The sequence below is a fragment of the Pseudomonas sp. Ost2 genome, assembly GCF_018326065.1.
Taxonomy (GTDB): domain Bacteria; phylum Pseudomonadota; class Gammaproteobacteria; order Pseudomonadales; family Pseudomonadaceae; genus Aquipseudomonas; species Aquipseudomonas gingeri.
Window position 1 is genome coordinate 7,053,625 of sequence record NZ_AP021904.1, and the last position, 14,520, is coordinate 7,068,144.

11 protein-coding genes are annotated in these 14,520 nt (G+C 64.4%); 6 read left to right on the forward strand and 5 right to left on the reverse strand.

Going from position 1 to position 14,520, the window contains the following annotated elements; genetic code table 11:
* The first annotated feature begins 100 nt into the window (after window positions 1-100).
* From KI243_RS31390 to KI243_RS31400, 3 genes are read left to right on the forward strand one after another with little or no spacing between them, the layout of a single operon-like run.
* Complete coding sequence (locus tag KI243_RS31390; protein ID WP_017125442.1) at window positions 101-1,066, forward strand: efflux RND transporter periplasmic adaptor subunit; 966 nt, start codon at window positions 101-103, stop codon at window positions 1,064-1,066.
* Window positions 1,063-3,789, forward strand: coding sequence for a ribosome-associated ATPase/putative transporter RbbA (gene rbbA / locus KI243_RS31395; protein ID WP_212810269.1), 2,727 nt, complete (start codon window positions 1,063-1,065; stop codon window positions 3,787-3,789). Before KI243_RS31390 ends, rbbA begins: the two co-directional genes overlap by 4 nt.
* Entirely contained in the window at window positions 3,789-4,907 is a 1,119-nt protein-coding gene (locus KI243_RS31400) for an ABC transporter permease (protein ID WP_017125444.1), read from the forward strand. The genes rbbA and KI243_RS31400 overlap by 1 nt, the downstream gene beginning before the upstream one ends.
* A 76-nt stretch (window positions 4,908-4,983) precedes the next feature.
* Here KI243_RS31400 and KI243_RS31405 read toward each other — a convergent pair whose 3' ends face one another.
* Window positions 4,984-5,397 carry a flagellar basal body-associated protein FliL gene (locus KI243_RS31405; RefSeq protein ID WP_017125445.1) on the reverse strand — a complete coding sequence of 138 codons (414 nt, stop codon included), beginning with the start codon at window positions 5,395-5,397 and terminating at the stop codon, window positions 4,984-4,986.
* 157 nt (window positions 5,398-5,554) lie between these two features.
* Between KI243_RS31405 and KI243_RS31410 the strand changes: the two genes are divergently transcribed.
* Window positions 5,555-6,532, forward strand: coding sequence for an NADPH:quinone oxidoreductase family protein (locus KI243_RS31410; RefSeq protein ID WP_017125446.1), 978 nt, complete (start codon window positions 5,555-5,557; stop codon window positions 6,530-6,532).
* 229 nt (window positions 6,533-6,761) lie between these two features.
* Complete coding sequence (glpT, locus tag KI243_RS31415) at window positions 6,762-8,111, forward strand: glycerol-3-phosphate transporter (protein WP_017125447.1); 1,350 nt, start codon at window positions 6,762-6,764, stop codon at window positions 8,109-8,111.
* Here the strand turns inward: glpT and KI243_RS31420 are convergent.
* Together KI243_RS31420 and KI243_RS31425 are read right to left on the reverse strand one after the other, a co-directional pair.
* Entirely contained in the window at window positions 8,108-8,755 is a 648-nt protein-coding gene (locus KI243_RS31420) for a gamma-glutamylcyclotransferase (protein ID WP_017125448.1), read from the reverse strand. The genes glpT and KI243_RS31420 overlap by 4 nt on opposite strands.
* A gap of 28 nt (window positions 8,756-8,783) precedes the next feature.
* Window positions 8,784-11,186, reverse strand: coding sequence for a TonB-dependent receptor (locus KI243_RS31425; RefSeq protein ID WP_017125449.1), 2,403 nt, complete (start codon window positions 11,184-11,186; stop codon window positions 8,784-8,786).
* 304 nt (window positions 11,187-11,490) lie between these two features.
* On the opposite strand from KI243_RS31425, the gene KI243_RS31430 reads away from it, so the two are divergent.
* Entirely contained in the window at window positions 11,491-11,973 is a 483-nt protein-coding gene (locus KI243_RS31430; protein ID WP_017125450.1) for a hypothetical protein, read from the forward strand.
* A 40-nt stretch (window positions 11,974-12,013) separates the two neighbouring features.
* Here KI243_RS31430 and KI243_RS31435 read toward each other — a convergent pair whose 3' ends face one another.
* Window positions 12,014-12,982 carry a CDP-6-deoxy-delta-3,4-glucoseen reductase gene (locus KI243_RS31435; RefSeq protein WP_017125451.1) on the reverse strand — a complete coding sequence of 323 codons (969 nt, stop codon included), beginning with the start codon at window positions 12,980-12,982 and terminating at the stop codon, window positions 12,014-12,016.
* Window positions 12,982-14,448: a 4-hydroxy-3-polyprenylbenzoate decarboxylase gene (gene ubiD / locus KI243_RS31440; protein ID WP_017125452.1), complete on the reverse strand. Its 1,467-nt coding sequence runs from the start codon at window positions 14,446-14,448 to the stop codon at window positions 12,982-12,984. The genes KI243_RS31435 and ubiD overlap by 1 nt, the downstream gene beginning before the upstream one ends.
* Window positions 14,449-14,520: the final 72 nt, after the last annotated feature.

Sequence of the window (14,520 nt, forward strand, 5' to 3'; positions counted from 1 at the left end):
GTCCGCCAATCAGGTTAGGCTTGCCCTTCATTTGACCGGCATCAAGCCGCCACCGCGCGGAACCGGTCAGACTAGGACGCTACCGATGCAGGATGCAGCAATGTCGATGAATCACCGCCGTTCCCGTCTTTTCGCCGGTTCCCTGCTGGTCGTGCTGTTGGCCGCCGGCGGCTTCGGCTACTGGAAATCCCTCCATGACCGCCTGCCCGAAGGCCTGAGCATGGGCAACGGCCGCCTCGAGGCGACCGAAGTACAGATCGCCAGCAAGATCCCCGGCCGACTGGCCGAGGTCCTGGTCAACGAAGGCGACAAGGTCACCAAGGGCCAACTGCTGGCACGCATCGACACGCGCACCCTCGAAGCCCAGCGGGTCCAGGCCGAGGCCGAAGTGCTGCGGGCCCGGGAAACCTTCGCCGCGGCCCAGGCCAACGTGCAACTGCGCCAGAGCGAACTGCTGCTGGCCGGCCAGGAACTCAAGCGCTTTCGCGAACTGTCCCAGCGCGGGTTCGCCAGCGGCCAGTTGCTCGACCAGCAGCAGGCCCGCTACGACACCAGCAACTCCGCCGTCCTGGCCGCCAAGGCCCAGGTCGCGGCACTGAGCGCTTCCATCGGCGCCGCCCAGGCCCAGGTTGCCCAACTGACCAGCGAAATCGACGACAGCAGCCTGCTCGCCCCCATCGACGGCATCATCCAGCTGCGCCTGGCCGAACCGGGCGAAGTCCTCGGGGCGGGCGGTCGCGTACTGCTGCTGATCGACCCGGGCGACCAGTACATGAACCTCTACCTGCCCGCCTCCGTCGTCGGCCGCCTGACCCCGGGTGACGAGGCGCGTGTACTGCTCGACGCCCTGCCCGAACAACCCCTGCCGGCGAAAATCGCCTTCGTCGCCGCCAAGTCGCAGTTCACCCCCAAGGAAGTGGAAACCCGCGACGAGCGCCAGAAACTGGTGTTCCGGGTCAAGCTGCGCCTGACCGACCCCGCCGCCGTGCCCCAGGCCAAACCCGGCATGCCCGGCGCCGGCTACGTGCGCACGGCGCCCACGGACTGGCCGGCCAACCTGCAATGAGCGGCCTGGCGCTGCAAGCCAGCGGCATCGGCCATCGCTACGGCAGGCAGGCGGCGCTGCTGGATATCGGTTTCAGCCTGCCGGCCGGCACCCGCTGCGGGCTGATCGGCCCGGATGGCGCGGGTAAATCGAGCCTGCTCGGGCTGATCGCCGGGGTCAAGAAACTCCAGCAGGGCCGGCTCGAAGTGCTCGGTGGCGCCATCGACGACCGGCGTCACCGCAACAGCCTCTATCCGCGTATCGCCTTCATGCCCCAGGGCCTGGGTGGCAACCTCTACCCGGAACTGTCCATCAGCGAAAACATCCGCTTCTTCGGCACGCTCTTCGGTCTGTCGAAAACCGACTGCGACCAGCGCATGCACAACCTGCTGCGCGCCACCGACCTCGAACGCTTCGCCGAGCGACCGGCGGGCAAACTCTCCGGCGGCATGAAGCAGAAGCTCGGCCTGTGCTGCGCACTGATCCACGAACCGGACCTGCTGATCCTCGACGAACCGACCACCGGCGTCGACCCGTTGTCACGCCGACGCTTCTGGGAGCTGGTGGACGAGGTCCGCCGCCAACGCCCGCAATTGACGCTGCTGGTGGCGACCGCCTACATGGAGGAGGCCGAGCAGTTCGAACACTGCCTGATGCTCGATCGCGGCAAGCTGATCGCCGCCGGGCCGAGCCGGACCCTGGCCGGCAGCACCGCCAGCGGCAAGCTCGACGATGCCTTCACCCACTTCCAGGGCGACAGCAGCCGCGACAACCGGCCCCTGGTCATCGCCCCCCGGGACAACAGCCAGATCGATATCGCCATCGAGGCCCACGACCTGACCCTGCGCTTCGGCGACTTCACCGCGGTGAACAAGGTCAGCTTTGCCATCGGCCGGGGCGAGATTTTCGGCTTCCTCGGCTCCAACGGCTGCGGCAAGACCACCACCATGAAGGTCCTGACCGGCCTGATGCCGGCCAGCGAAGGCAGCGCCCGGCTGCTCGGCAAACCCGTGGATGCCTGGGACCTGGCGACCCGCAAGCGCGTCGGCTTCATGTCCCAGAGCTTCTCGCTGTATGGCGAGCTGAGCAGCCGGCAGAACCTCGAACTGCATGCCCGCCTGTTCGACCTGCCCAAGGCCGACAGCACCGCGCGCATCCAGGAACTGATCCAGCGCTTCGACCTCGGCGAGATCGCCGACCAGCCCTCCGCCGCCCTGCCCCTGGGCCTGCGGCAACGCCTGTCCCTGGCGGTGGCGGTGCTGCATCGCCCGGAAGTGCTGATCCTCGACGAGCCGACCTCGGGCGTCGATCCGGCGGCACGGGACGACTTCTGGCGGCTGCTGGTCGAGTTGTCCCGGGAACAGGGGGTGACGATCTTCCTCTCGACCCATTTCATGAACGAAGCCCGGCGCTGCGACCGCATCTCGCTGATGCACGCGGGGCGAGTCCTGGCCTGCGATACCCCGGACGCCCTGCAACGACAGTTCCAGGGCGAGACCCTGGAAGCGGCATTCGTCCGCTGCCTGGAACAGGCACAGGACAGCGCCACGCCTGAAGCGCCGGCCCCCACGACAGAAACGCCGGCTGCCCCGGCTGCCGCGTCATCCAACGGCAGCGGCTTCAGCCTTGCGCGCCTGCTGGCGGTCGCCAGCCGCGAGGGCAAGGAACTGCTGCGGGACAAGGTGCGCCTGGCCTTTGCCCTGCTCGGCGCGCTGTTCATGATGGTGATCTTCGGCTACGGGATTTCCCTGGACGTGGAAAAACTCGCCTTTGCCGTCTACGACCAGGACCAGACCCCGCAAAGCCGGGCCTACCTCGAGGCCTTTCGCAGTTCCCGCTACTTCGCCGAACAGGCGCCGATCCGCGATGCCGCGCAATTGCACACACGCCTGCAACGCTCGGAGATCAAGCTGGCCCTGGAGATCCCACCGGGCTTCGGCCGCGACCTGTACGCCGGACGCCAGCCGACGGTCGCCGCCTGGCTGGACGGTGGCATGCCGTTTCGTGCCGAGACCAGTCGCAACTATGTCGAGGCGGTGCACCAGGCCAATCTCGAACAGGGGGCCACCCAAGGCAGCCCGGCCCTGGACAACCGACCGGCCGCCCGCCTGGAAACCCGCTTTCGCTACAACCAGGACGTGGTCAGCGTGAACGCCATTGGCCCCGGCGTCATGGCGCTGATCCTGGCCTTCATCCCGGCCATGCTCACCGCCCTGGGCATCGTCCGCGAGAAGGAACTGGGCTCGATCACCAACTTCTACGCCACGCCGCTGACCCGCCTGGAATTCCTGCTCGGCAAGCAGGCGCCGTACCTGGCGGTGAGCCTGATCAACCTGGGCCTGCTGGTGGCGATGAATCGCTGGCTGTTCGGCGTGCCGTTCAAGGGCAGCGGCCTGGCCCTGGCGTTCGGCGGCCTGCTCTATGTGCTGGCGACCACCAGCATGGGCCTGCTGATCTCGGCGTTTACCCGCACCCAGATCGCCGCGATCCTCGGCACCATGATCATCACCAGCCTGCCGACCATCCAGTTTTCCGGGCTGATCGTGCCACGCTCGTCCCTGGAGGGCGCCGCGGCGCTGATGGGCATGCTCTTTCCAGCCGGGCACTTCCTCGATATCGCCGTGGGCACCTTCACCAAGGCCCTGGACCTGCGCCAGCTCTGGCCGCAGTGCCTGGCCTTGGCCGGGTTCTTCGTGGCCTTCACCGGCCTGAGCCTGGTCATGCTCAAGAAACAGGAGGCGTGATGCACAAGCTTGCCCATATCCTGCGTCTCGGCCTGAAGGAGCTGACCAGCCTGCGCCATGACAGCGTACTGTTGCTGTTCCTGCTGTACGCCTTCAGCGTGGCGATCTACATGCCGGCCGCCGGCTCGGTGATCGGCGTGCACAACGCCAGTGTCGCCCTGGTGGACGAGGATCACAGCGCCCTCTCGCGCCAGCTCGGCGAAGCCTTGCAGCCACCGGAATTCCAGCGCCCCGCGCCACTGGCCTACGACCGGCTGGACCAGGCCCTGGACAGCGGCCAGTACACATTCGTGATCAACGTGCCGGCGAATTTCCAGGCCGACCTGCTGGCCGGGCGACAACCCGCGGTGCAGGTCAATGTCGATGCCACCGCGATGAGCCAGGCGTTCATGGGCGCCGGCTATATCGGACGGATCTTCCAGCGTGAACTGCTGGGCTATGGCGGCCAGGCCGACGCCGCCGGCAAGGCGCCGGTGCTGCTCGCCAGCCGCGCGCTGTTCAACCCGAACCTGGAAGGCGGCTGGTTCCTGGCAGTGATCCAGATCGTCAACAACATCACCATCCTGGCGATCATCCTCACCGGCACCGCGCTGTTGCGCGAACGCGAGCACGGCACCCTCGACCACCTGCTGGTGCTGCCGCTGACCGCCCTGGAAATCATGCTGGCGAAGATCTGGAGCAACCTGCTGGTGGTGGTGATCTGCACCTGGATTTCCCTGGAAGTGATCGTCAAGGGCGCCCTCGGCGTGCCGCTGGCCGGTTCGCTGGGGTTGTTCCTCGGGGTGACGGCGCTGTATCTGTTCGCCAGCACGGCGCTGGGCATTTTTCTCGCGACCCTGGCGCGTTCGACACCGCAATTCGGCTTGCTGGCGATCCCGGTGATCATTCCCATGCTGTTGCTGTCCGGCGGCAGCACGCCGCTGGACAGCATGCCCGAATGGCTGCAATGGGTGATGCAGGGTTCGCCGTCGACGCACTTCGTCAGCCTCGGCGCGGCGATCCTGTTTCGCGATGCGGGAATCAGCGTGGTGTGGCCCGATGTGCTGGCGCTGGCGGGCATCGGGCTGGTGTTCTTCGCGATTGCGCTGGCGCGGTTTCGCAAGAGCCTGGCGTCCTGAAACAGCCAGGCAGCATGGAGGCCGGCTTGCCGCAACGGCCGACCGCCGGGTAAAAGGCGGAGCGGCAGATCGCGCGTTACTGGACGATCAGGTTGTTGAACAGCAGGTCTTCCACCTGCGGCTTGCCGGTCTCGTCGCTCAATACCTGCTGGACCTGCTTCAGGGCTTCCTGGCGCATCTTTTCCTTGGCGTCGACATTGCTCATCGACTCGGTGCTCTGCTGGGCGAACAGCGCCACCAGCTGGTTGCGGATCAACGGCTCGTTGGCCTTGACCGCCTGGGCCGCGGCGTCACCCGTCACACGCAAGGCGACATCGGCCTTGTAGACCTTGAGCTTGGGGCTGCCGTCCAGGCCATAATTGCCGACGAACGGTGGCGTCAGGCTGATATAGCTGACCTTGGGACCCGCCGCTTCACCTTCCTTGGCCTCTTCCGCCATTGCCGCCATCGGTAGCGACAAGGCCAACATCAACATGATCCACGCTTTCACAATTCGCTCCTTATCCGGTTTGCGGCCTAGCATATCGATCCCCGCCGTCGAGCCCAAGCACAAAGCTTATAACCGACTATCAGGCCAGGGCATGCTCGTTGACCCGTTGACTCACACACCTACACTTATCGGCCATCACTCCCAAAGGAATAGCCCGATGAAAGCCGTGCTGTGCAAAGCCTTCGGCCCCGCCGAAACGCTGGTGCTGGAAGAGGTCGCGAGTCCGACGCCGAAAAAGAACGAAATCCTGTTGCAGGTGCACGCCGCCGGGGTGAACTTCCCGGATACGCTGATCATCGAGGGCAAATACCAGTTCAAGCCGCCCTTTCCGTTCTCGCCCGGCGGTGAAGCTGCCGGCGTGGTCGCGGCCGTGGGGGAAAAGATCAGCCACCTCAAGGTCGGCGACCGGGTCATGGCCCTGACCGGCTGGGGCAGCTTCGCCGAGGAAGTGGCGGTGCCGGGCTACAACGTGCTGCCGATTCCCGCCGCGATGGACTTCACCAGCGCCGCGGCCTTCAGCATGACCTACGGCACCTCGATGCACGCGCTGAAACAACGCGCGCAGTTGCAGCCGGGCGAAACCCTGCTGGTGCTGGGGGCTTCCGGCGGCGTGGGCCTGGCCGCCGTGGAAATCGGCAAGGCGATGGGCGCGCGGGTCATCGCCGCCGCCAGCAGCGCGGAGAAACTGGCGGTGGCCAAGGCCGCCGGGGCCGATGAACTGATCAACTACAGCGAAACCAGCCTGAAGGACGAGATCAAGCGCCTGACCGACGGCAATGGCGCCGACGTGATCTACGACCCGGTGGGCGGCGACCTGTTCGACCAGGCCGTGCGCGCCATTGCCTGGAACGGCCGGTTGCTGGTGGTCGGTTTTGCCAGTGGGCGCATCCCCGAGCTGCCGGTGAACCTGGCCCTGCTCAAGGGCGCGGCGGTGGTCGGGGTGTTCTGGGGCTCGTTCGCCCAGCGTCAGCCTCAGGACAACGCGGCGAACTTCCAGCAGCTGTTCGCCTGGTTCGCCGAGGGCAAGCTCAAGCCGCTGGTGTCCCAGACCTATCCGCTGGCCGACGCGGCCCAGGCCATCAACGACCTCGGCCAGCGCAAGGCCGTGGGCAAGGTGGTGGTCCAGGTACGTTGAAGCGTGGGAGCGGGCTTGCCCGCTCCTGCAGGACGGCCATCAATCTGGAAATATCCGGCAACACCCAACCTCCAGAAACGCCCCCTGCCTGCCCCTCGGCGACATGTTCATAAAACAACATCGAGAGTCATCCATTTCTGACTTTTGTGAATGCGAAAGCCTGCTATTTTCGGTAACGAAAATGTAACATTCGCATCCGCAGTCAAAACAAGAAATCTGGAGCTCTTGAATGTTTGCCTTCTTTCGACCTGCCGCACATCAGGCGCCCCTGCCTGAGGAAAAAATAGACAGTACCTACCGCCGCCTGCGCTGGCAGATCTTCGCCGGGATCTTCTTCGGTTACGCCGGCTACTACCTGTTGCGCAAGAACTTCTCCCTGGCCATGCCGTACCTGATCGACGAAGGCTACAGCCGCGGCGAGCTGGGCCTGGCGATGTCGGCGATCGCCATCGCCTACGGCCTGTCGAAGTTCCTCATGGGCCTGGTGTCCGACCGCTCCAACCCACGCTACTTCCTGCCCTTCGGCCTGTTGGTGTCCGCCGGGGTGATGTTCATTTTCGGTTTCGCGCCCTGGGCGACGTCCAGCGTGACCATGATGTTTATCCTGTTGTTCATCAATGGCTGGGCCCAGGGCATGGGCTGGCCGCCAAGCGGGCGGACCATGGTGCACTGGTGGTCGCAGAAGGAACGCGGCGGCGTGGTCTCGGTGTGGAACGTGGCGCACAACGTCGGCGGCGGCCTGATCGGTCCGCTGTTCCTGCTCGGCATGGGTCTGTTCAATGACTGGCACGCGGCGTTCTACGTCCCGGCGGCCGTGGCCCTGGCCGTCGCGGCCTTCGCCTTCATCACCATGCGCGATACCCCGCAGTCGGTCGGCCTGCCGCCGATCGAGAAGTACAGGAACGACTACCCGGAAGGCTACAACGCCAGCCACGAAGACGAATTCAGCGCCAAGGAAATCTTCGTCAAGTACGTGCTGCGCAACAAGATGCTCTGGTACATCGCCATGGCCAACGTCTTTGTCTACCTGCTGCGCTACGGCGTACTGGACTGGGCACCGACCTACCTCAAGGAAGCCAAGCACTTCGACGTCGACAAGACCTCGTGGGCGTATTTCTTCTACGAGTGGGCGGGGATCCCGGGCACGCTGCTGTGCGGCTGGATGTCGGACAAGATCTTCCGCGGCAACCGCGGCCTGACCGGCATGGTATTCATGGGCCTGGTGACCGTGGCGACGCTGGTGTACTGGCTCAACCCAGCCGGCCACCCGACCATCGACATGATCGCGCTGTTCTCCATCGGCTTCCTGATCTACGGTCCGGTGATGCTGATCGGTCTGCAGGCCCTGGAACTGGCGCCGAAAAAGGCCGCGGGCACGGCCGCCGGCTTTACCGGGCTGTTCGGCTACCTGGGTGGCTCGGTCGCCGCGAGCGCGGCCATGGGCTACACCGTGGACCACTTCGGCTGGGACGGCGGTTTTGTCCTGCTGGTCGCGGCCTGCCTGCTGTCCATGGCGTTCCTGGCCCCGACCCTGTGGCACAAGCAGGTCGCCAGCCAGAGCCGCGAAGCCATTGCCTAATGCGCGCCTGAACGGCAGCGCTTGAGCCGCGCCTCCAGATTACGATCCGGCATGGCGTGGCTGCGCAAGGCGCTGGCGGTCTGCTCGACATAGTCACGGGTGGTGCCGTAGCGTCCGCAAGCGCTCTGCAGCACCTGGGTCAGCACACTGTCGGGCAGGTTGCCGGCATAGCTGGGCAGGTGCCGCTCCAGCACAAAGCCCAGGGCCTGGACCGTCTGGCCATTCTCCAGGCGGCAATTGAGCCAGTGCGGCCGGTAGGACGGCACCGGCATCTCCCGCTGCCACAAGGCGTAGAGCGACGCCTCCAGTTGCTCCTCCGGCAGCCGATAGGCAAAACCACTGCAAGAACCCCCGCGATCCAGCCCGAACACCAGCCCCGGCAACTCCGGCGTCCCGCGGTGCTCGTGGGACCACAGGTACAGGCCACGGTGATAACCGTGGACCCGGCCGCGCACCCGCTCCGCCGCCGAACACTCCGGACGCCAGATCAGCGAGCCGTAGGCGAAGAGCCAGACCGGCCCGCCCTTGTGCCGGGCCATGGTGGCTTGCATCGAGCTGAGCAATTGTTCGTGGGTCAGCTGCGCCCCCAGCTCAAGGCGCGGCGGATAGGCCAGACTCAACAACGCAGGATCTGTGACAGCCATGACGAATCGCGTGGAGCTCCTGAAATAGTTACCAGTTGTAAGTCACTTTACCGTAATAAAACGCACCGCTGTAACCGTACGGCGAATAAGTGCTGTAGGCCAGGTTGCCGCCGCTGTTGGCGTAGGCGCTGAGCTTTTCCGGGTACTTGTCGGTGACGTTGTCGCCACCCAGGGTGAAGGTCCACTGCTTGAGCTTGTAGTCCGCCGCCAGGTCCAGCAGCCATGCCGCCTTGAAGGTCTGGTCGTTGATCGCATCGGCCTGGTAGCTGGTGAATTCGCCATAGCGCACCAGGTTGCTGTGCAGCACCCAGTTGCCGAAGCTCAGGTCGTTGCCGAAGGTCAGCTTGTGCTGTGGCGTGGTGTCACCCAGCAGGCCGAGCTTTTCCCGGCGATCGACCCGCACCAGGTTGACCCCGAGCTGGTTGAGGATCGCCGGGTTGTCCTTCACGTCGGTGACCTTGGTGTGGTTGTAGTTGTAGCCCAGGGTGCTGTTCCAGCGCACGCCGTTATCCAGCTGGTAGCGATAGTTGGCGACCAGGTCGATACCGTTGGTGCTGGTATTGGTGGCATTGGTGAAGTAGCGGGCGCTGGTGTAGTTGATATTGCCCACACCGTTGGCCTGCAGGTAGTTGATCGCCGCGTTGTTCAGCACCAGGTTGGACGACAGGCTGATCCGGTCGCGGATATCGATGCGGTAGACATCGGCGGTGACCGTCAGGTTGTCCGTCGGCTCCAGCACCAGGCCGAGGCTGTAGTTACGCGATTTCTCCGCCTTCAGGTCCTCGGCCCCGAGCAGGCGCGCCACCTGGCTGTTGGCCGCGAAGGTGCCGGCCTCCTGGATAGTCGGGCCGATCAGTTGCGACGAGGTGTAGGTGAAGTTCTGCTGGGCCAGGGATGGCGCGCGGAAACCGTTGGAGATGCTGCCGCGCACGGCCACCTGCGGGGTGAAGTCGTAGCGCGCCGACAACGAGCCGCTGACATTCGAGCCGAAATCGCTGTAGTCCTCATGACGTACCGCCGCCGAGGCGCTGAGTTTCTCGGTGAAGTTGGTTTCCAGGTCCAGGTACTGGGCGAAGTTGTGCCGCGAATAACTGCCGGCATCGGCCGCGCGGAAACCACCAAGGCCGGAGCTGCCGGTCTGGTAGTAGGACTCCGGCTGGCCGGCGCTGATCTGGTAGCCCTGACGCAGGTACTCGGCCCCCACCGCCACGGATACCGGATATGGCAGCCAGCCGAGATTGAATTCCCGCGACAGGTCGAAGTTCAACTGACGCTGGTCGTTGCTCAGGGTGCCGTTATCGAACTTGCGCGGGCTGTTCAGGCCCAGCGAGGTGTTGATGGTCTCGGTGCTCAGCTCGTACTGGTTCTTGCCGTAGTTGGCCGACAGGTCGTAGTGCCAGTCGTCTGCCAGCAGGCCGCGCAGGCCAACCACCAGCGAGGTGTCCTCGAGGTTGCCGTGAATCAGCGGCAGGTAGCCGTTGGGGAAAATCGCCGGGATGTTGTTCGAGGCATTGCTGGCCCGGTAGAACGCCGCGGTTTCGCCCCGACGCTTGCTGTAGCCGCCAAAGCTGTAGAGTTCGGCGGCATCGTTGAAGCTGTAGGCAGAGTTGAACTGCAGCTTGCCTTCGTTGGTCGACGGCTCGCCCTGGCGGAATACCTGCTGGCCGTAGGTCGTCGAACCGATGCTGGCCGGACGGTAATCCTTGCCGGCGCGGTTGGTATAGTCGTTGTCGGCGCCTTCGCCGGAAAGATTGAAGAAGCCGTTGTCGCCCAGGGCAAAGCCGCTGTTGCCGCCGATCTGGCGCTGGATGCCGTCGCCCTTCTTGTATTCGCCGAACTTGCTGGAGATCGAGCCGCCATGATCGGTGCTCTTGAGGATCACGTTGATCACCCCGGCAATGGCGTCGGAGCCATAACGGGCGGACGCGCCATCGCGCAGCACCTCGATATGGTCGACCGCCGACAGCGGGATCGCATTCAGGTCGGCCGGGGCCGAACCCCGGCCCACCGCTCCCCCCAGGTTGACGAAGGCGCTGGTATGGCGTCGCTTGCCGTTGACCAGCACCAGTACCTGGTCCGGCGACAGCCCGCGCAGTTGTGCCGGACGCACCAGTTCGGCGCCGTCCACCAGGCTCGGGCGGGGGAAGTTGATCGATGGAATCAGCCGTGCCAGCACGGTGCCCAGTTCATCCGAACCGCTGCTGCGCAGGCTGTCGCCGCTGATCACGTCGATGGGTGACAGCGATGCGCTGGCCGTGCGCTCCTGGGCGCGGGTGCCGGTGACAATCACGGTGTCGAGTATCGGCGCGTCGGCCGTGGTGTTATCAGACTCGGCGGCAGCCGCCGCACTGAAGGTTATTGCGCCTGCGGCGGTCAGCAAATGCGCAGACAAAATCGCCGAGTACAGCCGGTGTTGCGTGTTGCTCCCCATACCGCTCCCCTTGGAATCCAAAGTCGGGGCGTCTTGCCCCGAGTTCGCACGATCGGTCCGTGTGGCGAACGGTGTCGGTCATTGTGTTGATGATTGGCAGATACAAAGCCGGTAGTCCGATGTCATATAGCTTAATGATATGTAACAAAGAAATTAAATATCGGAATCGAATATATATAAGCTAAATGCAGTATCGGTAAAAAACCCTACATCCTTTTCAGACTCCAGGGTCTGACAACCCATTGCCCGGCTTCGTATAACGGCCACTTCTTTAATCGCCGCACACCACGAAAGGCCTGCGCTCATGAACACATCGACCTTCACTCTGGTTCTCACCCTGCTGCTGGGCTCGACCGGCGTGGCGTACGCCGTCCAGGAAGCACCTGGGGAAAAAGGCTTCTGGTACGCCCAGACCAGCCTGTATACCCGACACTATTCGCCGGACCCCGAGCACAACAATCGCCAGGACCTGATCGGTCTGGAACGCCATGAAGCGTCGGGATGGGTGTATGGCGCGGCGACCTTTCGCAACTCGTTCAGCCAGCGTTCGTACTACGGCTACGTCGGCCAGCGTTTCGACAGCTCGCGTTATCCGCTGTATGCGAAGGTGACGGGAGGGTTGCTACAGGGATATCGCGGTGAGTACCGCGACAAGATCCCGTTGAATCGCCTGGGCGTGGCGCCCGTGATCATTCCGTCGGTCGGCGCCCATTACGGGCCGCTGGCGACCGAACTGGTATTTCTGGGTTTCAATGCGGCGATGATTACCACGGGGGTGCGGTTCTGAGCCTCCGAACCACCCACCGGGGCAACACCGCCTGCCGCGGTCAGGGCCTGGGCGCGTAGGCAAACACGTCGGCGCGCATCTGGTGGGCATCCATTCCGGCCTCCACCAGCGCGTCCAGCGTCGCATAGATCATCGCCGGTGAGCCGCTGGCATAGACCTGCACGCTCGACAGATCGGCGATGTCCTCGCAGACCGCCTCGTGCAGCATGCCACAACGGCCTTCCCAGCCGCACAGATCGCTGACCACCTTGTGCAGGAACAGGTTGGGCAGCGTCTTCCATTCGTCCCAGTGTTCCAGCTCGTAGAAATCCTCGGGCCGGCGCACGCCCCAGTACAGGTGTACCGGATGCTGGAAGCCAGCAGAGCGGCAATGCTCGATCAGGCTGTGCATCTGCGCCATACCGGTACCTGCGGCGATCAGCACCAGCGGGCCGTCCGGCAGTTCCGCCAGGTGGGTATCGCCGAACGGCAACTCGACCCGGGCCATCCCGTTGCGCTGCAACTGCTCGATCAGGTTCTGCGCACTGGCTTCGCGCACCAGCACATGCAGCTCCAGGTCACGCCCGGCGTGAGGCGCCGAGGCCAGGGAAAACGCCGATTTCTCGCCGCTGTCGCGCTCGATCATCAGGTATTGCCCGGCGTGATAACGTGGCGGCTTGCCCGCCGGGGCCCGCAGGCGCACCCGCCAGACATCGCCACCGATTTCCGCGCATTCGGTCAACTGACACGCAAGGCTACGCACCGGCAGCTCTCCCAGGGCGAGAACACCATCCCAGAGCACCACGCAATCTTCCAGGGGCTCGGCAATACAAGTGTAGAACTCGCCATGGTCACGCACATCGCCCGCCTGCTCGACCCGCCCTTCCACCAGCAACGCCGCGCAGACATGGCAATTGCCATTGCGACAGCTCTGCGGGCAGTCGTAGCCCAGTCGCCGGGCACCATCGAGAATCCGCTCGCCGGGCCGTATCTCGAGCACGGCTCCGGTGGGCTGCAAGGTCACACGCATCAATCTATTCCTAACTGGTTCCACATGGCATCGATCCGCCGGGTCACGGCCTCATCCTTGACGATCACCCGGCCCCACTCGCGCGTGGTTTCGCCGGGCCACTTGTGGGTGGCATCCAGTCCCATCTTCGACCCCAGGCCGGAAACCGGCGAGGCGAAGTCGAGGTAGTCGATCGGCGTGTTGTCGATCATCACCGTGTCGCGCTTGGGGTCCATGCGCGTGGTAATGGCCCAGATCACGTCGTTCCAGTCCCGGGCGTTGATATCGTCGTCGGTGACGATAACGAACTTGGTGTACATGAACTGTCGCAAAAACGACCAGACACCCAGCATCACGCGCTTGGCGTGGCCCGGATACGACTTCTTCATGGTCACGACGGCCATGCGGTACGAGCAGCCTTCGGGCGGCAGGTAGAAGTCGGTGATTTCCGGGAACTGCTTCTGCAGGATCGGCACGAACACTTCGTTCAGCGCCACGCCGAGGATCGCCGGTTCATCCGGCGGCCGTCCGGTGTAGGTGCTGTGGTAGATCGGCTTGATCCGGTGGGTGATGCGCTCGACGGTGAACACCGGGAAGCTGTCGACTTCGTTGTAGTAGCCGGTGTGGTCGCCATAGGGGCCTTCCGGGGCCATCTCGCCCGGATGGATCACGCCTTCCAGGACGATCTCCGCGGTGGCCGGGACCTGCAGGTCATTGCCACGGCATTTCACCAGCTCGGTGCGATTGCCCCGCAGCAGGCCGGCAAAGGCGTACTCGGACAGGCTGTCCGGCACCGGCGTGACCGCGCCGAGGATGGTCGCCGGGTCCGCGCCCAGGGCCACGGACACCGGGAACGGCTGGCCCGGGTGCTTTTCGCACCACTCGCGGTAATCCAGCGCGCCGCCACGATGGCTGAGCCAGCGCATGATCACCTTGTTGCGGGCAATCACCTGCTGGCGGTAGATGCCAAGGTTCTGGCGATCCTTGTTCGGCCCCTTGGTGACCGTCAGGCCCCAGGTGATCAGTGGCGCGACGTCGCCCGGCCAGCAATGCTGGACCGGCAACATGCCGAGGTCGACATCATCGCCTTCGATGACCACCTCCTGGCAGACCGCGTCCTTGACCACCTTGGGCGCCATGGCAATGATCTTGCGGAAGATCGGCAGCTTGGACCAGGCATCCTTCAGCCCCTTCGGCGGCTCGGGTTCCTTGAGGAACGCCAGCAGCTTGCCTATTTCCCGCAGCTCGCCGACCGCCTCGGCACCCATGCCCATGGCCACGCGCTCCGGCGTGCCGAACAGGTTGCCGAGCACGGGAATATCGAAGCCGGTAGGCTTTTCGAACAGCAGGGCCGGCCCCTTCTTGCGCAGGGTACGGTCACAAATTTCAGTCATCTCCAGGACTGGGGAAACCGGCACCTGGATACGTTTCAACTCTCCGCGCTGCTCAAGTTGCTGCACGAAATCCCGAAGATCCTTGAATTTCATTAACCATGCACCCGTAAAATAGGCGTACATCCTACCTGCTCTTACGACCGCTGGCAGCTTATTGCATATCCT